Source organism: Marinomonas fungiae (genome assembly GCF_001418205.1).
GTDB lineage: Bacteria > Pseudomonadota > Gammaproteobacteria > Pseudomonadales > Marinomonadaceae > Marinomonas > Marinomonas fungiae.
Map to the genome: position 1 here is coordinate 1 of NZ_LIQF01000036.1, position 1,061 is coordinate 1,061.

Annotated in this window: 1 rRNA gene; it reads right to left on the reverse strand. The window is 52.2% G+C overall.

Going from position 1 to position 1,061, the window contains the following annotated elements:
• A 23S ribosomal RNA gene (locus ASC49_RS19535) occupies window positions 1-1,061 on the reverse strand; the annotation flags it as partial.

The window sequence follows — 1,061 nt, forward strand, 5'->3', positions numbered from 1 at the left end:
CCAGTGAGATCTTATCTTGAAGGAGGCTTCCCGCTTAGATGCTTTCAGCGGTTATCCCGTCCGAACATAGCTACCCGGCAATGCCACTGGCGTGACAACCGGAACACCAGAGGTTCGTTCACTCCGGTCCTCTCGTACTAGGAGCAACTCTTCTCAAATCTCAAACGTCCACGGCAGATAGGGACCGAACTGTCTCACGACGTTCTAAACCCAGCTCGCGTACCACTTTAAATGGCGAACAGCCATACCCTTGGGACCGGCTTCAGCCCCAGGATGTGATGAGCCGACATCGAGGTGCCAAACACCGCCGTCGATGTGAACTCTTGGGCGGTATCAGCCTGTTATCCCCGGAGTACCTTTTATCCGTTGAGCGATGGCCCTTCCATACAGAACCACCGGATCACTAAGACCTACTTTCGTACCTGCTCGACGTGTCTGTCTCGCAGTTAAGCGCGCTTTTGCCTTTACACTCTATGCATGATTTCCGACCATGCTGAGCGCACCTTCGTGCTCCTCCGTTACTCTTTGGGAGGAGACCGCCCCAGTCAAACTACCCACCACACAGTGTCCTCGATCCGGATAACGGATCTGAGTTAGAACCTCAAACATACCAGGGTGGTATTTCAAGATTGGCTCCATGAGAACTGGCGTCCTCACTTCAAAGCCTCCCACCTATCCTACACAAGTAGGTTCAAAGTTCACTGTGAAGCTATAGTAAAGGTTCACGGGGTCTTTCCGTCTAGCCGCGGATACACAGCATCTTCACTGCGATTTCAATTTCACTGAGTCTCGGGTGGAGACAGTGTGGCCATCGTTACGCCATTCGTGCAGGTCGGAACTTACCCGACAAGGAATTTCGCTACCTTAGGACCGTTATAGTTACGGCCGCCGTTTACTTGGGCTTCGATCAAGAGCTTCGCTTACGCTAACCCCATCAATTAACCTTCAAGCACCGGGCAGGCGTCACACCCTATACGTCCACTTTCGTGTTTGCAGAGTGCTGTGTTTTTAATAAACAGTCGCAGCCACCTGGTATCTTCGACCGATCAGAGCTTACGGAG